The 4,245-nt window shown below is 63.1% G+C and carries 4 protein-coding genes; all 4 read left to right on the forward strand.

Translation table 11 applies throughout. From position 1 onward, the window contains the following. Positions 1 to 262: 262 nt before the first annotated feature. The 4 genes from ACFPZN_RS55705 to ACFPZN_RS55720 all read left to right on the forward strand — a co-directional run bounded on the left by ACFPZN_RS55705 (position 263) and on the right by ACFPZN_RS55720 (position 3,763). Positions 263 to 1,195 (forward strand): AAA family ATPase, encoded by a 933-nt coding sequence (locus ACFPZN_RS55705; protein WP_378293483.1) that lies wholly within the window; start codon positions 263 to 265, stop codon positions 1,193 to 1,195. A gap of 543 nt (positions 1,196 to 1,738) precedes the next feature. Continuing rightward, the gene (locus tag ACFPZN_RS55710; RefSeq protein WP_378293477.1) at positions 1,739 to 2,119 is read left to right on the forward strand and encodes a hypothetical protein; all 381 of its coding nucleotides are present in this window, start codon (positions 1,739 to 1,741) and stop codon (positions 2,117 to 2,119) included. A 36-nt stretch (positions 2,120 to 2,155) separates the two neighbouring features. Then, positions 2,156 to 2,965, forward strand: a complete 810-nt coding sequence (locus ACFPZN_RS55715; protein ID WP_378293479.1) for a DUF6551 family protein — start codon at positions 2,156 to 2,158, stop codon at positions 2,963 to 2,965. 417 nt (positions 2,966 to 3,382) lie between these two features. After that, positions 3,383 to 3,763: a helix-turn-helix domain-containing protein gene (locus ACFPZN_RS55720; protein ID WP_378293481.1), complete on the forward strand. Its 381-nt coding sequence runs from the start codon at positions 3,383 to 3,385 to the stop codon at positions 3,761 to 3,763. Positions 3,764 to 4,245: the final 482 nt, after the last annotated feature.

Here is a 4,245-nt window from a genome sequence, read left to right on the forward strand (position 1 = left end):
CCGAGTCGGCCGTCATAGCGAATCGAGCGCCAGATGCGATGACCAGGGAAGTCCGCGCGAAGCCGGACAAGGGTCGGATCCTCGACATTTCTTGATGTTCCTGTCATGGGAGACCTCGTGTTCGTGCACGAATCCAGCCATTAACGACCGGACCCGTTCGCAGGAATGGGGTCGATCCAACTTCCCGCGTGCACTCGTTCACCAAAGGCGCCTGACAGGGGGCCAGCAGGGGGCCAAACTGGAACGAGGGAGGTTGCCGCAGATGACGACCGAGCGACGCAGAGAATTCGGCCGCTACCTCGCACGCCTACGCGGAACCAGGAGCCAGCGCGCCCAAGCCGCCTTGCTGTGCGAACTGGCAGAGACCGTCACGCTCACCCGTAACGAGGTCTCCCGCTGGGAACGAGGCGAGCGCATCCCTGACGACTGGTTGCCCTACATCGCCCAGGCGCACAACGTGCCGCTCGCCGTCTTGGAACGCATGGCCGCTCACGCCCGCGGTACCGAGCCAGCGCCCACCGGGCACCCGTTCGACCTGTCCGCGTTCTTCCCCCAGGCCGACGCCCTCAAGTCCCGCATCGCCAACGCATGGCACGGCCGCGCCGTGGCCAACGCCGGCGGAGGCCCCTCCCTGGTCCTGGTCGGCGGCTACGCCGGATCCGGCAAGACCGAGTTCGCCTGCTTCCTCTCGGGCCTCACCGGATGGGCGTTCCTGGACAAGGACGCACTCACCCGCCGCATGACCGAACGACTCCTAGCCTCCATGGCCGCCAACCCCCACGACCGCCACACCGACCTCTACAACGCCGAGGTACGCCCCCACGAGTACCGCGTCCTGATGAACAGCGCCTACGCCAACACCGACAACGGCGTCTCAATCATCCTCGCCGCGCCGTTCACCACCGAGTTGAGCACCGCCGGTTGGTTGCCACGCCTCACCCACCGATGCCAGGCCCGAGGCGTCGAGGTCGCCGCCGTCTGGGTGCACAGCGACATCGACACCATGCACGAGTACATCGAGGTCCGCGATGCCCCACGCGACCATTGGAAGCTGTCCCACTGGGACGAGTACGCCAACACCCTGAACACCGAGGAACCACCGCCGGGTGTTCACCACACCATCGACAATCGCCTAGGCGCAGCCACCAGTCTTGCCGACCAAACCCGCGAAACACTCCGCAAGTTGATGGCTTGACCAGCAGGAACGCACCAAGAGGATAGGGCGGCAGCCTGCCCGATGAGAACTTTCTGTACGTCTTTAAAGGCGCCCCGCTGCGCGGGTCGCCGGGCGGCCGCGCCCGGCTCTGCGAGCCGGGCATGCGGCCTGTTCCGTCCGGTCCCGTCTCGCAGCCCGGCCACGGCCGCCCAGCCACCATGCGAAACATCGGCATGAGAACAGGGGCATCCCGCACAGCCCACGACGTCGCCTCTATCTGTTCCTCTTGCCCATGAGTCATGCCCGTTGCAGGACTGCGGAGCCAGCACCGACCGGCCACGCGAACCACTGATCACCATATTATATTTCTCGAATATCGAGAGGAGTTATCTCTTTGTTGTCAATCTAGGATCGCGACATCGATCACGTGTTTCACCAGGACTGATTGTCAAAATTTCGATGGCTTGCTAGCGTCTGTGGTAAGAGATTGGCGCGGTTCTTGTTGTGCACAGGTCAAGCCCGTGAGTAGAGTGCCGGGTGCGGGCCTGAGGGGTGTTGAGCGTGGACACAGGATGGCCTTCCGTGCAGGAACTCACCCTGATAGGCCATCAAAACATGAAGATCAAGCCCTGGAAGGTTTGGGGTGCGCTCGCTACAGCGGGGGTGGCTATAGCGGTCAACCTTGCTACAGAGTGGAAGTACAACCTGCTGACATGGGCCGTGGTGCTTGGTCTTGTTGTCCTGGCAGTGTGGTTTGATTCCAAGGCTGACCAGGGCGAACAGCATAGCGAGCCCAGTCGCCATCGAGGGCAGCAGATTCCTCTGGTGCTGCGCTGCGAGGAACGGAACGGGGATGCTCGCAGGTCGGTGTCGACTACGAGTGAGAAGGTGGCCACCGAGTTCCTCAAGCGCGTTCCTCCGCCTCTAGATCCGCCTCACGATCCTCGTCACCCTGAACTCTAGACTCTCGCCACCCTCGAATATGGAGGTCTAACCCCCATGGCCAAAGCTCGTTTCCAGTACGAACTCCCAGATCATCGCGTTGAGTACGGGGTCGAGATCGAGATCGACTCACTCAAGATCGATGAGGACGCGCAGCGTGGCCTCAACTCGAAGCGCGCGAAGGGCATCGCTGATGGTCTAATCATTGATGCCCTCGGGTCGATCGTGGTCTCCGAACGTGCAGATGGCCAGCGATACGTCGTTGACGGCATGCACCGGACCGAGGCGTGCAAGCTAAGAGGCCTTCGGACGATCAAGGCGGAAATCCACTACGGACTTAGCCAGCAGCAGGAAGCGACTCTGTTCCTCATCAAGAACCGAGAATCTGCCAAGGTCAGCACGCTGGACCAGTACAGAGTGGGCCTGACCGCCGGGGACGCCCTCTGCGTGAGTGTCGACCAAGTACTAAAGAGCCATAGCCTCGGTCTGGGGTCGAGTTCGACCAACAGCGTGGGTGCTGTATCGGCGGTGCTGCGCATCACGAGACAGTATGGAGCAGCTACCCTGGACCGGACCTTCACGGTGGTCGAAGCAGCCTGGGGGAGGGACAAAGAGTCGTGGGACGGCGTGATCCTGGGCGGCGTGGCGATGTTTCTCAGCCGCCACGGCGACGGCGTTGAGGACGCCGAACTCGCGAAGAAGATGCTTAAGCGAGGCTTGGCTGCGCGCTGGCGCTCCGAAGCTCTGACGCGAGCCTCGAACGGGGGCTACAACAACAGTGGTACCGGGTCCCGAGAGAGTCAGTGCTACCAGATGGTCGTCGAAAGCTGGAACAAGGGGCGAACCGCTGCTAACCGTGTTGGCTGAGCAGTGTGAGTGCCGGCGGAGCTTGTGTCAACGACGTGTGCGGTTGTCAGGGAGTAAGGGTGTCGGCTGGACGAGCGTGAAGCGGGGGTCTCGCGACCCCCAGCCCCCCGCGGGCCGGAGGGCACGCCCGCGCGAGACTGTCTGTCACACCGTCTCGCCGTTCGCGCGGGCGCACCCTCCGGTACGGTCGGCGTGCTAACGGGAGTGCTAACAACGGCGCTGGATGACCTCGGACGGCGGTGGACGTTCGAGAGGGGCGCGGCCAGGTCAGGGGATGGGTGTGGACGGGCCTGGACGGTGTCGATCTTGCTACGGATCAGACGATGTCTGCGACCTCGGCTCTTAGGTGGCCATCACCGGTAGGCCAACTCCGGCCACTTAAAGTGATCACCAATCGGATGTGGCTAGGTTGCCGCCATGAGCGGCCCGGCAGTTGTCGAGTACATCCACGATCAGATGAGTCTTTCTCAGTTTCACTTCACCTACGCTGAGCTAGAGCGGATGGCAGGTATCCGAGAGCAGCGCCTCAGTCAATGGAAACGCGGAGTGCAGCCTTCCTACGGCGACGTGCAGAAGCTCGGTCGTGCGCTCGCCCGTCACTACAGGGGAGCGGGCCTCGGAGCTTACGAACTGTTGAAGGTGGCTGGATACGAGCCGGAGCCGGACCCGGACATGGTCGCCTTCGCCCAGGATGTGCAGACATGGGATATGTTTACGCAGAAGTTCCGCAGCGCTTCTACATGGCAACGACGGAGGGTACTCCGAGCCGTGAAGGACGTTTTCGGCACGACGGACTGATAGCCGCTCAACAGAGCGGCCCCCAGCCAGTCAGCAGGCTCGCCGTTCGCGCGGATGAGCGCTCCAGGGCGAGGAGCGCCCGTGTACGCGTGGCGAGCGCGCAGGCCACGGGCTTGGTCGGCGTGCCATTAGCGTGCCATTAAGGGTGGTGATCAAGGGGCATTCACGGTCAGTCGCGGTACGGCCGAACGCCAGGTCAGCGCCGTTAACGAGGAAGATCGGGATGGTTCCCAAGCTGACAGCGCGGGTTCGATTCCCGTCACCCGCTCCACACAGAAGGCCCAGGTCCGGGACATGATCCCGAACACTGGGCCTTGATCGTTGTTGGGCGTCACCGCCGCCGGGCCATTAACGGGCCATTAGCCTCGATCTTTCACAGCGCCGGTTGGGTCGTGTGGCGGCCTGACCGGTTTGTGTTTTCTGGTGGTGGTCAGGTCGGTGGCCCGGATGTCGCTCCGGGTGGGCGGGGTTCCACGGCCCCT

The organism is Actinomadura rugatobispora, assembly GCF_042656285.1.
Taxonomy (GTDB): Bacteria; Actinomycetota; Actinomycetes; order Streptosporangiales; family Streptosporangiaceae; genus Spirillospora; species Spirillospora rugatobispora.